The following is a 16905-nucleotide window of genomic DNA, read 5'->3' on the forward strand; positions in this document are numbered from 1 at the left end:
AAGCTAAAAAGCTATAATTCAGCAACAATTGAATAGGTGAATGACTTAATGATTAATTTGAAAGCAGTTATTCCGGTAGCAGGTCTGGGGATGCACATGTTGCCTGCCACGAAGGCAATCCCTAAAGAGATGCTGCCGATCGTAGACAAGCCGATGATTCAATACATTGTCGACGAGATTGTAGCTGCCGGTATCAAAGAAATCGTTCTGGTGACTCATGCGTCTAAGAACGCAGTTGAGAACCACTTCGACACCTCTTACGAACTCGAATCACTCCTTGAGCAGCGAGTAAAGCGCCAGCTATTAGCCGAGGTGCAGTCTATCTGTCCTCCGGGCGTGACTATCATGAACGTTCGTCAGGCTCAGTTGCTGGGCTTGGGTCATTCCATTCTTTGTGCTCGCCCTATTATTGGTGATAACCCGTTTGTCGTGGTATTACCTGACGTTGTTCTGGATACCGCAAGTGCGGATCCGCTGCGCTACAACCTCGCTGCTATGGTTGCTCGTTTTAATGAAACCGGGCGCAGTCAGGTGCTGGCTAAGCGTATGGAGGGCGATCTGTCTGAATATTCTGTTATTCAAACCAAAGAGGCTTTGGACAACGAAGGTAAAGTCAGCCGTATCGTTGAGTTCATCGAAAAACCGGATCAGCCGCAAACACTTGATTCCGATCTGATGGCCGTAGGGCGCTACGTGCTTTCTGCTGATATCTGGGCAGAACTGGAGCACACACAGCCTGGAGCCTGGGGGCGTATCCAGCTGACGGATGCAATTGCTGAGTTAGCTAAAAAACAGTCTGTTGATGCCATGCTGATGACAGGTGATAGTTATGACTGCGGTAAAAAAATGGGCTACATGCAGGCATTTGTGAAGTACGGGCTGCGCAATCTTAAAGAAGGGGCGAAGTTCCATAAGAGCATTGAGAAGCTACTGAGCGAGTAGAGATTTACATGTCTTTGTGACGGTAAGTCAGAAAAAATAGCGGCAGTTAACATCCCAGCTTCTATGCCATTAAGCAATGGAATGTTACTGTCGTTTTTTTATGAAAAATGACCAATAACAACAAGTTAACCTACCAAGTTAAATCTGCTTTTTGTTGGATTTTTTCTTGTTTCTGGTCGCATTTGGTAAGACAATTAGCGTTTGAGTTTAAGATTACTTTGCTATAGCAGGCGGGGCTGGATACATCTTTGGCGCATTGTTAGGTAGTGCTCTGGTAGCTGTAAGGCCAGGGGCGGTAGCGTGCATTTTTGAAATGCCCATATATTATCGTTACCAACAATATAAGTAACAAAGGTGGAATTATCTTACCAAATCATTAAATGGTATGAATATGAAGCAAAAATTAATAATTATTGGCGCTGGTGGTTTTGCTAAGACTGTAATTGATAGTTTGGATCATAAAAAATACGAAATCAAAGGTTTCATTGATACGTTTAAAACAGGTGAGCATCAAGGATACCCTATTTTAGGTGATACTTTTAATGTCATAGATAAACCTAACCAATACGTTTACTTCATTGCGATCGGTGATCCTGATTACAGAGCCTTATGGATGAAGTTAATAGAAGAGATGCAACTTACAACAATCAATGTAATTGATAGAACATCTATAATTTCTGAGCGTTCCAAGCTTGGTACCTGTATTTATGTAGGGAAAATGGCCATCATTAACTGTGATTCAGAACTAGAAGATGGTGTAGTAGTAAACACGAGAGCATTAGTAGAACATGGGAATTATATATCATATTGTACAAATATCTCCACTAATGTTGTTCTAAATGGCGATGTTTCCGTTGGGAATAAATCCTTTATAGGAAGTTGTACCGTTGTTAATGGGCAACTTAAAATAGGTAATTCGTCAATTATTGGTTCTGGATCTGTAGTTATTCGTGATATTCCTGACAATGTAGTAGTGGCTGGAGCCCCTACAAAATTTATTAGAACAAGGTGATTTTTATGTCGAAGATTTATATTGTTGCTGAAATTGGGTGTAATCATAACGGAGATTTCAAGTTAGCTAAGAAAATGGTTGAAGAAGCAAAATCAGCTGGGGTTGATGCTGTGAAATTCCAAACATTTAAAGCTGATCAACTTATCTCAAAGTATGCCCCTAAGGCCGAATATCAAATTAAAGTTACAGGTAATGAAGAATCTCAATTAGATATGACTCGTAAGTTAGAGTTACCATATGAAGAATTTGTGAAACTGGAAGAATATGCAAAAGAACTTGGCTTAGATGTATTCTCAACACCATTTGATTTTGATTCGATCGATTTTCTTGCATCCAGAAATCAAAAGGTTTGGAAGATTCCATCAGGTGAATTATTGAACTTACCGTATTTAGAAAAAATTGCCAGATTACCAATCGAAGATAAAAAGATCGTATTGTCAACAGGAATGGCAACAGTTGATGAGATCAATTTGGCATTAAAAGTTTTTACTGATAATGGCATTGTTCCTAAAAATATAACAATATTGCATTGTAATACAGAATATCCAACGCCTTATGAAGATGTAAACTTGAATACGATTTCTGGATTCAAGAACATTTTCAGTAAATACAATGTTGGATTTTCTGATCATTCACCCGGTTATTTTGCTGGTATTGCATCCGTGCCTTACGGTATCACTTTTATTGAAAAACACTTTACACTGGATAAAAATTTTGAAGGTCCAGATCATAAAGCTTCCGTAACACCAGAAGAACTTAAATTACTATGCGAGGGTATACGTGCAGTAGAAGCCTCGCTTGGCAGCTATGATAAATTAGTAACGAATTCAGAACGGAAAAATAAAATAGTAGCCCGTAAATCAATTGTCGCTAAATGTGTAATAAAAAAAGGTGACGTATTTACAACGGAAAATATCACGACAAAACGACCAGGAAACGGAATTAGCCCAATGCATTGGTATGAAGTATTAGGGAAAATAGCTGAAAAGGATTTTGATGAGGATCAACTAATTGAACACTCTGAATTTAGTGAACAAGAGGTCTAAGTTGTGTCATTAAAAAAAATTGCCATAATTCCTGCTCGGTCTGGCTCTAAGGGATTGCCTAGTAAAAATATACTAATGCTATTGGATCGTCCCTTAATTGCTTATACTATCGAAGCAGCCATTAATTCAGATATATTTGATAAGGTTATTGTTTCAACCGATTCGTTAGAATATAAAAACATTGCAGAGAAATATGGTGCGGAAGTAATATTGCGTTCAGAGGAATTAGCATCAGATTCGGCTACCTCCTTTATGGTAATTCAAGATGTGCTTGATAAATGTAAGGGTTATGATTATTTTGTACTTTTACAACCAACATCTCCATTCCGTAATTATAAGCATATCAAGAACGCTGTTAAACAATTTGAAAATAATAATGATGCGAAATTTTTAGTATCTGTAGTAGAAAGTAATAAAAGTTCAGCATTAATTAAACCGATTGATGATTCATTATCATTGAAGAACTTTGACGCTGATTTCAGCAACTATCGTAGACAAAATAAAAAAGAATATTGCCCAAACGGTGCAATTTTTATTGGTTACGTATCTGATTATTTAAGGAAAAAACATTTCTTTGGTGCTGACAGTATTGCCTATATCATGAATAAAGAAGATTCTATTGATATAGATGATCAATTAGATTTTGAAATGGCAATTCTTATCCAAACCAAAAGAAATAAAAGAATAATACTAGACAATGCCATAATCAAACGTATTTCTGATAAAAAGGATTTATTTAATAAAGCTTATCCGATTACACTGATTGGACATTCAATTTTTGATTATTGGGAGCTTAACAATATATCTGGAATGAAGGTTAATAATCTAGGAATTGCTGGCATTGATAGCGAAAGATATTATAAATATATAATGGAAAAAGACATACTCACAAATATTGGTAAGTATGTATTATTAATTTCAGGAACAAATGATATTGTTATCGATGGTTGGAATCCAGAATATACTATAACATGGACAAAAAAACTGATCGATAGAATTAAATCTATAAACCCAAATGTTACTATATTCCTACTTGCAGTGCCGCCTGTTCTTGGAAGAATAGATAGGAATAATAATACCATAAAAAAATTAAACTCAGCAATGATGGAATATTTTAGCAAACTAGATAATGTTATTTGGACGCCTTTATCACCATCTTTTTATGATGGATTTGGCAATCTGAATAAAGAATATACTTATGATGGTTTGCATTTCACATTACAAGCATACAAACAGTTAGAAAATGATATTTCGAGTGTCTTGAAATGAAAAAAAAATTGCTCTATGTTACTGGCTCAAGAGCCGAATATGGTATTATGAAACGACTTTTAAAAAGTCTGAAAGATGATAATGATATTGATTTATCTATTATTGCCACAGGAATGCATTGCGATTCAAAATATGGTTATACATATAAAACCATCGAGAAAGATGGTTTTATAATTGAAAAATTAATTGATTTAGAGCTAAATAATAAAACTAATGCCGATATATTGAAATCTATGTCAATATGCCAGCAAAAATTTGGTGAGCATTTCCAGGAAAATAAATATGATGCTGTCATTATATTAGGGGACCGATACGAAATATTCTCAGTAGCAGTAGCTGCTGCTATGCATAACCTACCTATTATTCATCTTCATGGCGGTGAGAAGACGTTAGGTAACTATGATGAATTTATCCGACATTCAATAACGAAAATGAGCCGCCTGCATCTAGTGTCAACAGAAGAATATCGAAAAAGAGTTATTCAACTTGGTGAAGATCCTCATTTCGTATTTAATGTTGGTGCATTAGGTGCAGAAAATAGTTTCTTACTTGACCTACCAAAAAAAAATGAATTAGAGAAGAAATTAGGTAAACTGGATCGCAAATATTTTGTTGTGGTTTTCCATCCAGAGACATTGTCAAACTCATCTGTTGAAAGTCAATTCTCTGAGCTTTTAAGTGCACTAGAATATTTTAGAAAAGAATACGATTTTATCTTTATTGGCTCTAATTCTGATACAGGTGCACACAAAATAAAAGAAATGACAGATATTTTTTGCCAACGCTATGGATGTCGTTACCTGGTATCAGTAACACCTGAAGAATATCTTGCACTAAATAAATATTCCATAGGTTTAATTGGAAATTCCTCATCGGGTTTAATTGAAATACCTAGCCTTAAAGTTCCAACAATAAATATTGGCGATCGTCAGAAAGGGCGTATTCGTGGAGAAAGTGTTGTCGATACTCTTTGTCAAAGAGAAGATATCCGTGAAGCAATTTTAAAGGTAACCGAAAATAGTTTTATTAGTAACTTGGAAAATTCTAAAAACCCATATTTTATGGAAAACGTTAAAGATAGAATTATAAAAATAATAAAAGAATTTATATCAAATGATCTTGCTAAGTTAGGCTTCAAAGAATTTTATGATTTGTAAATTCGAAGGAGCTATCTATTTAGAAAACTCTAATTTTAATGTTGTATCAACTATACTGTTTAAGTATTTTGAATTGTTAAATGAAAAAATCTCATTTTGTATATTACTCTAGTATAGGTATACGGGGCTTTACGTTACTGAGTAAATTCGCGTTTATAATTTTATTAGCTAAACTGCTGCAATCATCTGATTTGGGGGTTTATGGGCTTATTAGCGCTGCAGTTGGTTACGCAATTTTTGCTATTGGGTTTGAATTCTATACTTATAGTACACGTGAAATAATAAATTCGAAAATTGATGATCTTTTTTTTATTTTGAAGAATCAATCATTTTTCTATGTCTTATCATATATATTTTACATTCCTATTTTTTTTATTATCAAATACTATTCTCTCCTTCCAGAAGGAAGTGAGTACTGGTTCATTGCTATTCTCTTCTTTGAACATGTGGCTCAAGAAATTAATAGAATATTGATCACTCTCGAAAGTCAAGCTTTTGCTAGTCTTGTTTTGTTTATCCGACAAGGACTTTGGTGCTGGATAGTGATAGCTATTATGCTATTTTTCCCTTCACAAAGAACTTTGCTTACCGTTTTCACTCTATGGCTATTTGGAACGTTTTGCGCAAGTGTTACTGGTGTTGCTTATATATTAATAAAACATAAAAATTATCATTCATCAACAATTAGCTGGCACTGGATAAAGAAAGGCATTATCCTTTCCGCACCGATGCTAATAGCGGCTTTAGCGCTTAGAGGATTTTTTACATTTGATAGATTTACCGTTGAACACATCTCTGGACTTAAGACTCTTGGTGCATACACTTTATTTATTAGTATGACTGCAGCAATACAATCTTTCCTTGATACTATCCTTATATCCTTTTCTTTTCCCAAGTTAGCAAAACTATGTTACCGAAAGGAATATGCTGAATTTATTATTGGGATGAAGTTATTTGCAATAAAATTAATAGCTGTGTCATTTTTATTATGTATTTGCTGCTTCTTTACTGGTTATATCCTTATTAATTGGATTGGTAAGAAAGAGTATTTTGAGTTGCTTCCATTATTTCTGTTATTAATTATAGCAACGTTCATCTATTGCTTAAGCCTTATCCCTCATTTAGGTCTTTATGCTTTACGAAAAGATAAGATGATAGTATGGAGTCAGTGTCTGACATTTTTATTATTTTTGGCGTCCCTTTATGTAACACTAAAAGCTGCTGACATTAATTATATTGCTTATGGAATGATTATTTCGTTTACAGTTTTACTTTTTTTAAAGCTAGCTATGTTTATGAAACTTTTGGCTAGAATCAGATAATACACGTGCTAACAGTTTTTATAATATTATATTAGCTATTAATTTATTACTTCGTTTTGATAGGCATAATGAAGTATGATTGAAATTTTATTGTTTTGAATGAGTATTCTTGCTCTCAATGGATCTTCATTAAATTCAATAGATACGAAAAGGTTGAACCACACAATGCAATTGAATACCAATAGAGTACTGGCTACATTATTTTTGAATGGAATGGTACTGATTCCAGGTCTATTAATGGTGTTGTTCGATGGAGTTGACTCAAACTTTATTGGTGTTTTATTGATATCAACTATACTACTATTATTAGTATTTCTAACAGGCTTTAATAAATTTAAAATAGATCGCTCATTTTTAATCTTCAGTGTCACATTGTTCTTGGTGCTATTACTTCATTTGGTGATCTGTACTATTCTTTTCCAGAATAGTGATAATACATATCTAAAAAGTATCATGTCATTAATATCTATAATCTACATATTATCTGCATGTTATTTTTCAAGTATAGCAATTGCTAATATCACTCAGCAGGAATTTGAAAAAATAGTATCACATCTATTTATGTTGCTGATAATTTTGGGACTGGCTTGTTCCGTTTTCATATTATCAAGTAGTGGTACTAGCAAGAAAATGTTATTTTTTACTGAGCCCTCTCATTATGCTCTTATAGTTACAATTTTTTATTGTTATAAAATTTCTCAAAAAAAATCAAACATACTCTATGGGATTCCTCTTTTATTCACTGCACTAGTTATCCAGAATCTAACATTGATTGTAGGGGTTATTATTGCGATAGCTATAAACTTCATGAGAGCAAAATCATTATTTGCCATAACAGTTGCCATAGCTTTGGTATACGTATCTATCATTGGATTATTAAATAATGATGAACTAAGTTATTATTCACAACGTCTAGATGTCAGTCAAGAATCAACAAATACCTCAACATTAACTTTATTATCTGGATATGAACAGGCATATTTAGCTTTACGAGATAGTTATGGACTTGGGTATGGGTTGCAACAAATGGGCTATTCCAATGAAAGAGGTATGTTTGCTTCAATAATTGGACAGTTAAGAGGTGGTAATACAGATTCAAACTTATATGATGGCGGATTATTTATATCTAAATTAGTTGTCGAATTTGGATTTTTAGGGTGTGCTTTCTTTATTTATACTATTTTCTTAGCCTGCATATGGTTTAAAAATAATGACAAAAAAACAAAGTTTTTTAGTTCAGTTTTAATAATGAGCATAATGTACTTTTTGTTAAGAGGCTCAGGTTATTTCACTCCATCAGCAATGTTGATATTTATATCAGTGATCTATTTAGCCAAGGAAAATAGAGATAAAAAGAAATTGACGAATTAAAATATTACGTCTTAGTTTCTTAAATTGATTGCAAGCATGTATAAAACTAAGTAATAAAAGTTTTTATTAGAATGTAATTTTTACCATAAACAATGGGCATGTCTTAATGAATATTTCTTATAAAGAATATCTACACTGCTATATGTTGGCAACTGAAAATGAAATCTCCATTGATGAACTATTAATTGCTGGCATGAAAAATAGAATGCCAGCGATGCCTCGTATCAGCAAGTGGGTATATTCCATCTATAAGTTGTGGGCGGTGTATATTTTACTTATGATTTTTTTTATATTGGGTGGTTTTATACTTTATCCAATATTAAAATTTATAATCGCAGTATGTGGGAAAATAAAAACAAAAAAACGCCACCTAACTAACAAAAATGGCATCTACTACTTTTCATTCTCAGAAATAGAGACGGAACAAGTCATTACTTATTTCAAGAAAAATAGATTAAATGAAAATGAATTAAATATTATAGCGCCATTGTCTTGTAAAAGTAAGCATAATGATACAGTCATTTCATTATATGAAGTTGTTTCATATTATGAAATTTTCAAAAGCATGTTACTTAGTATATCTACGTTTTTATATTTTTTTAAGTCTGTCAATCACCTTAAATGGGTCCTTCAAATATACACTGCCCCATCATGGTTTCTTGTAGCAATAGCACTGAATAAGATACAAGGAGAGATTGTAAGTAGCGAACACTATGATCGCTGGGCGGTACTGATTGATGTTATATCTGGCAAAAAAAAGAACCGATATACTCTTGTGCAGCATGGTTCTTTAAAAGCACTTGATTCAAATGCCTACTTGGCTTTTCAAATACCATATAAATTGAAGCATGTAGGTAAAATAGTAGTATTCGATGAACTAGAATATAAGTTTTTTTCTGACAAAATATTAGATCCAAGTTTAACCGAAATTATAGAAGTGGAATATAGCAAACCTGAATTATCTCTGTCTCAGGTGACATCTAGTCAGCTAACATTGCTTTTCATTGGACACTCATTGTGTGAGAAAGAGCAACTGAGGATTTGTTCTCAAATAAATAGAAAAATTAATAACTGTACTATTTATTATAAAGAACATCCTAAGGCAAGAGCCTCCTTAGAAGTCAGAAATTTTAACTTCAATTTTATTACAGATGATAGATTTTTTCCTGATGTAGATATAGTAATTTCATATCCATCAACTCTTGCTTATCAATATGAAGAAAAGGGAATACCGGTTTTATTTCATGGGCTACATGTAGTACACTCAGATGAAGTTGATGAAATTGTTGCGAAAGTTATTTTAAATTGGGGTAAATATGAAGAGTCAAAATTATAAAATTTGTAGCAGCTGTATTATGGATACATCTGATCCTAATATAGTCTTTGATGAAAGAGGAGAGTGCGATTATTGCAATAATTTCAAGAATAACATATTGCCAAATTGGAATTTTGGGGTAGTCAATGGAGATGACCTTAAGAAACTTGCTGCACAAATAAAGGAAGATGCTAAAGGTAATGATTTTGATTGTATTATAGGCCTTTCAGGGGGACTAGATAGCTCATATGCTGCATATATTGCAAAAGAAAAGATGGGGCTTCGCCCGTTATTATTCCATGTTGATGCTGGCTGGAATACAGATCAGGCAGTTGGTAATATTGAAAAACTTATTGAAGGACTTGGGTTAGATCTTTATACAGAGGTGGTAAACTGGGAGGAAATGAAGGATCTTCAACTATCTTTCCTGAAATCAGGAATTCCAGATCAAGATTTAGTTCAGGACGCTTCGTTCTTTTCATCTTTATATAAGTTTGCTCGACAACATAAAATTAAACATGTTATTACTGGTTCAAATTTCTCTACTGAGTGTTGTCGTGAACCAGAAGAATGGGGAGGGTATTTAGGTATTGATACTCTATTATTTAATGATATCCACAGACAGTTTGGAACACGGCCATTAAATACATTCCCCTTGGTGGATATATTGGTCTATAAGCTCTTTTACCAGAAAATTCTTGGTATGAAAGTGCATCACCCATTGAATTTAGTTCCTTTCAATAAGAAGGATGCTGAAAATGAACTTAGTGAAAAATTTGGCTGGCAACCCTTCCAGCATAAGCATCATGAGTCCCGTTTCACTCGCTTCTATGAAGATTATTGGCTGCCACGTAGATTTGGTTACGAGAAACGGAGAGCTCATTTCTCAAGCTTAATTATGACAGGCCAGATGACTCGAGAACAAGCTCTTGAGAGGCTTTCAAAGCCAGAAATGGATGAACATTTTCTTGAGCAAGAGTTTGAGTATGTTGCTCATAAACTTGGTATTAGTGTTGAAGAGTTACAAGAGCTATTTACTATGCCAAAAAAAACCTACAAAGATTATAAAAATAAACGTTGGTTGATTGGTTTAGGTGCAAATATCCTACGTACACTTGGATTGGAAAAACGGTATTTCAGATGATCAAAATTATTGATTATGGTATTGGAAATATACAAGCATTCCTAAATGTATATAAGCGACTAGGCATTAATGCAGATGTTGCTCGTTCCGTCGATGATATTAAAAGTGCTACGCATTTAATACTACCTGGAGTTGGCGCTTTTGACCAGGCCATGACTCTTTTTAATAACTCAGGTTTACGAGATAGTATTGAAAAGCGTATTTTTGAGGAAAAGATTCCAATTATTGGTATTTGTGTAGGTATGCAGATGCTTGCGACCTCCAGTGAGGAGGGGAGCATGCCTGGTTTAGGATGGATTCCAGGTACAGTTCGAGCATTCAGCAGCAATATCTTGTCAAAAAACCTCCCTATGCCGCACATGGGGTGGAATAATCTAATTAAGAAAGTAAATGCATCATTGCTGAAAGATTTTGAAAAAGAACCTTCCTTTTATTTTTTACACTCATTCTATTACGAATGTGATGATGCAGGTGATGTATTAGCAACTGCCGAATATGGCCATGATTTTCATTGTATTATTGGTAGGAACAACATATATGGTATTCAATGTCATCCAGAGAAAAGCCATTCGTCAGGTTGTAAACTATTAAAAAATTTCGCAGAGATCTAATAACATGCTTAGACCAAGAATCATACCCTGTTTACTTATCCACGATTCTGGCTTAGTCAAAACAGTTAATTTTAAATCCCCAAAGTATGTAGGTGATCCAATTAACGCCGTCAAAATTTTCAATGAGAAAGAAGCTGATGAATTGATGGTCCTTGATATTGATGCGACGTCCATGGGGTTAGAGCCTAATTATGATTTAATAAAAAAACTCGCAGCGGAATGTCGTATGCCTTTGTGCTATGGAGGTGGGGTAACCAGTGCAGCACAGGCTGCAAAAATTATCTCTCTTGGTGTTGAAAAGGTATCAATAAGTGCAGCTGCCGTTGAAAATCCAAATCTTGTCAGAGAGTTAGCAGAAGCAGTTGGTAAACAAAGTGTTGTTGTCGTGCTGGATGTTATCAAACGAAAAGGTCTTTTCTCAAAAGGATATGAGCTTTCGACTAGGAATAACACCAAGACGCATAAAATCGATCCTATCTCGTTTGCACAAGAAATGGCTGCTTTGGGGGCGGGTGAAATTGTCATCAATTTTATAGATAATGATGGTGTTATGGGGGGATATGATGTGACATATTCCTCGATTATCAAATCTCAAATAAACGTTCCTGTTACATTTCTCGGTGGGGCGGGTAGTTATGAACATCTTTCCGAATTGATTGACCAATGTGGCATCGTTGGGGCAGCGGCTGGTAGTCTTTTTGTATTTAAAGGGAAGTATAGAGCGGTATTGATAAGCTATCCTACACCTGAACAGAAAGATATGATTTGTAATGGTTTAATAAAAAATTATTAATAAGGGTTTACGATGTTTAAAGATAAAATACTATTGATTACTGGTGGTACCGGGTCTTTTGGTAATGCTGTATTGAATCGTTTTCTTTCCACAGATATAAAAGAAATTCGGATTTTTTCTCGCGATGAAAAGAAACAAGATGATATGCGGAAAAAATATAATAATCAAAAGTTGAAGTTTTATATTGGTGATGTCAGAGATTACCGTAGTATTTTGAATGCGACTCGTGGTGTTGATTTTATATATCATGCAGCAGCACTTAAGCAGGTTCCATCATGTGAATTTCATCCTATGGAGGCTGTTAAAACTAATGTCCTTGGTACGGAAAATGTTCTTGAAGCAGCCATAGCGAATGAAGTGAAAAGGGTTGTATGCCTAAGTACTGATAAAGCTGTATACCCGATCAACGCAATGGGTATTTCAAAAGCTATGATGGAAAAGGTTATGGTTGCGAAATCCCGTAATGTTGATCGCAACAAAACAGTAATATGTGGTACCCGTTATGGGAATGTTATGGCATCTCGCGGTTCAGTGATTCCATTATTTGTTGATCTTATTAAAGCCGGAAAGCCACTTACAATTACTGACCCTAATATGACCCGTTTTATGATGACTCTTGAGGATGCAGTAGATTTAGTTCTTTATGCATTCGAACATGGTAATAATGGCGATATCTTTGTACAAAAAGCTCCTGCTGCAACTATCGAAACATTAGCAATTGCTTTAAAGGATTTACTAAATGTTGCGAATCATCCAGTAAATATTATTGGTACACGTCATGGTGAGAAATTATTTGAAGCTCTGCTTAGTCGAGAGGAAATGATCGCTGCTGTAGATATGGGAGATTATTACCGCGTCCCACCAGATCTTCGTGACCTTAATTATGGAAAGTATGTTGAACAAGGTGATAGCCGCATATCTGAGGTTGAAGATTATAACTCTCATAATACTCAAAGGTTGGACATTGAAGGCATGAAAGCTCTCTTGCTCAAATTGGCCTTCATTCGAGCGCTTCGTGCTGGTGAACAATATGACCTGGACTCATGATATGAGAATATTGATTACTGGTGCAAATGGTTTTATTGGTCGTAATTTATGTTTGAGGCTTGAGGAACTCGGTTATAAGAATCTCATCAGAATTGATCGAGATTCAACAAATCAAGATCTTGAACGCGGTTTACAGGATGCTGATTTTATTTATCACTTAGCTGGTATCAATAGACCTAAGACTGATGATGAATTTATTTCTGGAAATAGTGATTTAACTAAGTACATAGTTGAGTATCTCCTTTCTATTGAAAAGAATACACCAATTATGCTAAGTTCTTCGATACAAGCTGAACTTAATAATGCTTATGGATTAAGCAAAGCTATAGCTGAAAGACATATCGAAAAGTATGCCGCTATTAGTGGTACTCCATATTATATTTTCAGATATCCAAACGTTTTTGGTAAATGGTGCCAGCCAAACTATAATTCTTTTGTAGCGACTTTTTGCCATAACATTGCCAATGATATTGACATTACTATCAATGATGCATCAGCGCCAGTCAATCTGGTTTATATTGATGATGTTTGTACTGATGCGATAGCTCTTCTCTCTGGGACGGTTGAACGCGGATATAAAGTTGTTGCGCCAATTTATTCAACTACAGTTGGTGAAGTTGCAGAATTAATTTATAGCTTCAAAAATAGCCGTTCCACCCTTATCACAGAAGCTGTCGGGACGGGATTTACCCGTGCATTGTATTCTACATGGCTGAGTTATCTACCAGCAGAGAAGTTTGCGTACAAGGTACCTTCTTATGGGGATGCTCGCGGAGTCTTTTGTGAGATGCTGAAAACGCCTACAGCGGGGCAGTTTTCATTTTTTACTGCTCACCCAGGTATTACGCGTGGCGGACACTACCATCACAGTAAAAATGAGAAATTCTTGGTCATTCGAGGTCAGGCATGCTTTAAATTTGAACATGTGATTACCGGTGAGCGATATGAACTGAAAGTTTCATCTGATGAGTTTAAGATTGTTGAAACAGTCCCTGGTTGGACACATGACATTACAAATATTGGAAATGATGAATTAATAGTCATGCTCTGGGCAAATGAAATTTTCAACCGTGATGAGCCTGATACTATTGCGAGACCTCTATAATGAAAAAATTAAAAGTTATGTCTGTTGTTGGGACCCGCCCTGAGATTATCCGTTTGTCCAGAGTTCTTGCTAAGCTTGATGAACACTGCGATCATATTCTTGTCCATACTGGTCAAAATTATGATTACGAATTAAATGAAGTATTTTTTAATGACTTGGGTGTTCGAAAACCTGATTATTTTTTAAATGCAGCCGGTAAAAATGCGGCGGAAACTATTGGCCAGGTTATTATTAAGGTAGATGAAGTATTAGAAATCGAAAAACCTGAAGCAATGCTGGTGTTGGGAGATACTAATTCATGTATTTCTGCCATTCCGGCCAAACGTCGTAAAGTGCCTATTTTTCACATGGAAGCAGGTAACCGTTGTTTCGATCAACGCGTGCCTGAAGAAACCAACAGGCGTATTGTTGACCATACGGCTGATATCAATATGACCTACAGTGATATTGCTCGTGAATATCTCTTAGCTGAAGGTATCCCAGCTGATCGGATCATAAAAACTGGTAGCCCCATGTTTGAGGTACTTTCATATTATATGCCCCAAATTGATGATTCAGATGTACTCTCGCGTTTGAATCTACGGTCTGGTGAATTCTTTGTTGTCAGTGCACATCGTGAAGAGAATGTTGATTCTCCTAAACAGCTCGTAAAACTTGCGAACATTCTAAACACTATTGCTGAAAAATATAATCTTCCAGTAATTGTTTCCACACATCCACGGACACGTAACCGAATCAATGAACAAGGAATTGAATTTCATCCAAATATAAACCTACTGAAACCACTGGGTTTTCATGATTATAACCACTTGCAGAAAAACTCACGTGCTGTGCTTTCAGATAGCGGCACTATCACTGAAGAGTCATCCATCATGAATTTCCCTGCGATAAACATTCGGGAAGCGCACGAGCGTCCGGAGGGCTTTGAAGAAGCATCCGTCATGATGGTGGGCTTGGAGTGTGAGCGCGTACTACAGGCGCTGGACATTCTGGCAACACAACCGCGTGGCAAAGTCCGTCTTTTACGTCAGGTTAGTGATTACAGCATGCCGAATGTGTCGGATAAAGTTGTTAGAATTGTTCACTCTTACACGGATTATGTTAAGAGAGTTGTCTGGAAAGAATATTGATGAAACTTGCTTTAATCATAGATGATTACCTTCCCAACAGTACTCGTGTTGGTGCAAAAATGTTCCATGACCTGGCTCAAGAATTTATTCATCGTGGGCACGATGTTACGGTAATTACTCCTGATACGGGCATGCAAGAAGATATTTCTTTTGATACCTTTCAGGGGGTCAAAACATGGCGTTTTAAAAGTGGACCGCTCAAGGATGTAAGTAAAATTCGACGAGCTATCAATGAAACACTTTTGTCTTATCGCGCGTGGAAAGCCATCAAAAATCGGGTAAATAAAGAGACCTTTGATGGGGTGGTTTATTACTCACCTTCTATATTCTGGGGGTATTTAGTTAAAAAAATAAAGTCCCGTTGCCAATGTCCAGCCTATCTTATTTTAAGAGATATGTTTCCCCAATGGGTAATTGATGCAGGGATGCTTAATGCAGGTTCCCCCATAGAACGCTATTTTCGTCTTTTTGAAAGAATATCTTATCGTCAGGCTAATCGTATTGGACTTATGTCTGATAAGAATCTTGAGGTTTTTCGGATGACAAATAAGGGCTATCCGTGCGAAGTTCTTCGTAATTGGGCATCCCTAACACCAACGGTCTTACCCAAGGATTATATACCACTGCGTAAGCGACTTGGCCTTGAAGATAAAATCATTTTCTTCTATGGTGGAAACATCGGTCATGCACAGGATATGGCAAACTTGATGCGCCTTGTGAGAAACATGGCGGCATATCCGCAGGCCCATTTCCTTTTTATTGGCCAGGGTGATGAAGTTGAATTAATTAATTCCTTGGCTACTGAGTGGGCATTGACGAATTTTACCTATTTGGCCTCGGTTAATCAGGATGAATTTAAATTCATTTTATCAGAAGTGGATATAGGATTATTTTCTCTTTCCGCTAAACACTCTTCCCATAATTTTCCCGGTAAGTTGCTGGGTTATATGGTTCAGTCTCTGCCTATTTTAGGTAGCGTTAATGCTGGAAATGATTTGCTTGATATCGTCAATCAAAATAACGCTGGATTAATACATGTCAATGGTGAGGATGATAAACTATGCCAATCTGCGCTGTTAATGCTGAATGATGTTAATGTTCGCCGCCAACTTGGTTTAGGCGCAAATATGTTGTTGAAAGCGGAATTCTCTGTTGAGTCTGCAGCGCAGACGATAGAAATGAGACTGGAGGCATACAATGCGGTTAGTTGATAATAACCAAATTGACGAATTATACGATCAAGCCGAGCAATCAGAACGTTTGCGCTCCCATCTTTTGATGCATGAATCGCATCAAGAAAAGGTACAGCGGTTACTCATTGCATTAGTCAAGGGCAGCTATGTGGAACCGCATTACCACGAACTACCTCATCAGTGGGAAATGTTCATTGTTTTGCAGGGGCAACTGCAGGTTTGTTTGCATAGTAAAAATGGCGAAGTTATAAAGCAATTTGTTGCAGGAGAGAATACAGGAATTAGTATTGTGGAGTTTTCTCCAGGAGATATACACAGTGTTGAATGCCTGTCTCCGCGTGCGCTTATGATGGAAGTGAAAGAAGGACCATTCGACCCTTCTTTTGCAAAATCGTTCGTGTGATGCCTGTTTGAACGCATCTTCCGCTATCTGCCCAAGCTAAACATG

16 protein-coding genes are annotated in these 16905 nt (G+C 35.8%); all 16 read left to right on the plus strand.

What is annotated here, in order from left to right:
* The first annotated feature begins 48 nt into the window (after positions 1–48).
* The 16 genes from galF (at position 49) to SK38_RS02710 (ending at position 16860) form a co-directional block, all read left to right on the plus strand.
* Positions 49–942 carry a UTP--glucose-1-phosphate uridylyltransferase GalF gene (galF, locus tag SK38_RS02635; RefSeq protein WP_048235044.1) on the plus strand — a complete coding sequence of 298 codons (894 nt, stop codon included), beginning with the start codon at positions 49–51 and terminating at the stop codon, positions 940–942.
* 391 nt (positions 943–1333) lie between these two features.
* Complete coding sequence (locus tag SK38_RS02640; RefSeq protein ID WP_048236400.1) at positions 1334–1954, plus strand: NeuD/PglB/VioB family sugar acetyltransferase; 621 nt, start codon at positions 1334–1336, stop codon at positions 1952–1954.
* Between the two features lie 5 nt (positions 1955–1959).
* Positions 1960–3000 (plus strand): N-acetylneuraminate synthase, encoded by a 1041-nt coding sequence (neuB, locus tag SK38_RS02645; RefSeq protein WP_048235046.1) that lies wholly within the window; start codon positions 1960–1962, stop codon positions 2998–3000.
* 3 nt (positions 3001–3003) lie between these two features.
* Positions 3004–4269 carry a cytidylyltransferase domain-containing protein gene (locus SK38_RS02650; RefSeq protein WP_048235047.1) on the plus strand — a complete coding sequence of 422 codons (1266 nt, stop codon included), beginning with the start codon at positions 3004–3006 and terminating at the stop codon, positions 4267–4269.
* Complete coding sequence (neuC, locus tag SK38_RS02655) at positions 4266–5426, plus strand: UDP-N-acetylglucosamine 2-epimerase (protein WP_048235049.1); 1161 nt, start codon at positions 4266–4268, stop codon at positions 5424–5426. Before SK38_RS02650 ends, neuC begins: the two co-directional genes overlap by 4 nt.
* 80 nt (positions 5427–5506) lie before the next feature.
* Positions 5507–6748, plus strand: a complete 1242-nt coding sequence (locus SK38_RS02660; protein ID WP_048235051.1) for an MATE family efflux transporter — start codon at positions 5507–5509, stop codon at positions 6746–6748.
* Between the two features lie 165 nt (positions 6749–6913).
* The gene (locus tag SK38_RS02665) at positions 6914–8119 is read left to right on the plus strand and encodes a hypothetical protein (RefSeq protein ID WP_048235053.1); all 1206 of its coding nucleotides are present in this window, start codon (positions 6914–6916) and stop codon (positions 8117–8119) included.
* Positions 8120–8225: 106 nt separating this feature from the next.
* Positions 8226–9455 (plus strand): hypothetical protein, encoded by a 1230-nt coding sequence (locus tag SK38_RS02670; RefSeq protein WP_048235055.1) that lies wholly within the window; start codon positions 8226–8228, stop codon positions 9453–9455.
* Positions 9436–10578, plus strand: coding sequence for an N-acetyl sugar amidotransferase (locus tag SK38_RS02675; protein WP_048235057.1), 1143 nt, complete (start codon positions 9436–9438; stop codon positions 10576–10578). The genes SK38_RS02670 and SK38_RS02675 overlap by 20 nt, the downstream gene beginning before the upstream one ends.
* Positions 10575–11189, plus strand: a complete 615-nt coding sequence (gene hisH, locus SK38_RS02680; RefSeq protein WP_048235059.1) for an imidazole glycerol phosphate synthase subunit HisH — start codon at positions 10575–10577, stop codon at positions 11187–11189. Before SK38_RS02675 ends, hisH begins: the two co-directional genes overlap by 4 nt.
* Positions 11190–11193: 4 nt before the next feature.
* Entirely contained in the window at positions 11194–11982 is a 789-nt protein-coding gene (locus SK38_RS02685) for an AglZ/HisF2 family acetamidino modification protein (RefSeq protein ID WP_048235061.1), read from the plus strand.
* Positions 11983–11994: 12 nt separating this feature from the next.
* Complete coding sequence (fnlA, locus tag SK38_RS02690) at positions 11995–13029, plus strand: UDP-N-acetylglucosamine 4,6-dehydratase/5-epimerase (protein ID WP_048235062.1); 1035 nt, start codon at positions 11995–11997, stop codon at positions 13027–13029.
* A 1-nt stretch (position 13030) separates the two neighbouring features.
* Entirely contained in the window at positions 13031–14134 is a 1104-nt protein-coding gene (gene wbjC, locus SK38_RS02695) for a UDP-2-acetamido-2,6-beta-L-arabino-hexul-4-ose reductase (RefSeq protein WP_048235064.1), read from the plus strand.
* Positions 14134–15264 (plus strand): non-hydrolyzing UDP-N-acetylglucosamine 2-epimerase, encoded by a 1131-nt coding sequence (gene wecB, locus SK38_RS02700; protein ID WP_048235066.1) that lies wholly within the window; start codon positions 14134–14136, stop codon positions 15262–15264. The genes wbjC and wecB overlap by 1 nt, the downstream gene beginning before the upstream one ends.
* A complete protein-coding gene (locus SK38_RS02705) occupies positions 15264–16475 on the plus strand; it encodes a glycosyltransferase family 4 protein (RefSeq protein WP_048235067.1) in 1212 nt (403 codons plus the stop codon). The genes wecB and SK38_RS02705 overlap by 1 nt, the downstream gene beginning before the upstream one ends.
* Complete coding sequence (locus SK38_RS02710; protein WP_048235069.1) at positions 16462–16860, plus strand: WbuC family cupin fold metalloprotein; 399 nt, start codon at positions 16462–16464, stop codon at positions 16858–16860. The genes SK38_RS02705 and SK38_RS02710 overlap by 14 nt, the downstream gene beginning before the upstream one ends.
* Positions 16861–16905: the final 45 nt, after the last annotated feature.

Source organism: Citrobacter sp. MGH110, from assembly GCF_001037515.1.
GTDB classification, from domain to species: domain Bacteria; phylum Pseudomonadota; class Gammaproteobacteria; order Enterobacterales; family Enterobacteriaceae; genus Citrobacter; species Citrobacter portucalensis.

Bases quoted from the DNA above. Each gene is read 5' to 3' on its own strand.
- galF (WP_048235044.1), top strand. From the start codon at position 49: ATGATTAATTTGAAAGCAGTTATTCCGGTAGCAGGTCTGGGGATGCAC.
- SK38_RS02640 (WP_048236400.1), top strand. From the start codon at position 1,334: ATGAAGCAAAAATTAATAATTATTGGCGCTGGTGGTTTTGCTAAGACT.
- neuB (WP_048235046.1), top strand. From the start codon at position 1,960: ATGTCGAAGATTTATATTGTTGCTGAAATTGGGTGTAATCATAACGGA.
- neuC (WP_048235049.1), top strand. From the start codon at position 4,266: ATGAAAAAAAAATTGCTCTATGTTACTGGCTCAAGAGCCGAATATGGT.
- SK38_RS02660 (WP_048235051.1), top strand. From the start codon at position 5,507: ATGAAAAAATCTCATTTTGTATATTACTCTAGTATAGGTATACGGGGC.
- SK38_RS02665 (WP_048235053.1), top strand. From the start codon at position 6,914: ATGCAATTGAATACCAATAGAGTACTGGCTACATTATTTTTGAATGGA.
- SK38_RS02670 (WP_048235055.1), top strand. From the start codon at position 8,226: ATGAATATTTCTTATAAAGAATATCTACACTGCTATATGTTGGCAACT.
- SK38_RS02675 (WP_048235057.1), top strand. From the start codon at position 9,436: ATGAAGAGTCAAAATTATAAAATTTGTAGCAGCTGTATTATGGATACA.
- hisH (WP_048235059.1), top strand. From the start codon at position 10,575: ATGATCAAAATTATTGATTATGGTATTGGAAATATACAAGCATTCCTA.
- SK38_RS02685 (WP_048235061.1), top strand. From the start codon at position 11,194: ATGCTTAGACCAAGAATCATACCCTGTTTACTTATCCACGATTCTGGC.
- fnlA (WP_048235062.1), top strand. From the start codon at position 11,995: ATGTTTAAAGATAAAATACTATTGATTACTGGTGGTACCGGGTCTTTT.
- wbjC (WP_048235064.1), top strand. From the start codon at position 13,031: ATGAGAATATTGATTACTGGTGCAAATGGTTTTATTGGTCGTAATTTA.
- wecB (WP_048235066.1), top strand. From the start codon at position 14,134: ATGAAAAAATTAAAAGTTATGTCTGTTGTTGGGACCCGCCCTGAGATT.
- SK38_RS02705 (WP_048235067.1), top strand. From the start codon at position 15,264: ATGAAACTTGCTTTAATCATAGATGATTACCTTCCCAACAGTACTCGT.
- SK38_RS02710 (WP_048235069.1), top strand. From the start codon at position 16,462: ATGCGGTTAGTTGATAATAACCAAATTGACGAATTATACGATCAAGCC.